A 261-nucleotide genomic window follows, 5' to 3' on the forward strand; every position below is an offset into this window, starting at 1 on the left:
GCTGGACGCGGGGCGGCGGCTTGTGAACGCGCCTGTGGAAATCGGGGGAACGGAGTGGCGCGTCACCTGCGTGGACATGGGAAGCCCTCACTGTGTGGTGTTCTGCCCCCGGGTGGACGAAATTGAGGTGGCGGCGCTGGGTCCCCGGTTCGAGCGGGGCGTGCTTGCGCCGGAGCGGACCAATACGGAGTTTGTCAGGGTGGTAAATGAAAGCACCGTGAAAATGCGGGTTTGGGAGCGGGGCAGCGGCGAGACGGCCGC

At 66.7% G+C, this 261-nt stretch carries 1 pseudogene; it reads left to right on the forward strand.

The window, feature by feature from the left end:
* A pseudogene (locus B2W96_RS00675) lies at positions 1-261 on the forward strand (diaminopimelate epimerase); the annotation flags it as partial.

Source organism: Oscillibacter sp. UBA6647, assembly GCA_002455655.1.
Classification (GTDB): domain Bacteria; phylum Bacillota; class Clostridia; order Oscillospirales; family Oscillospiraceae; genus Oscillibacter.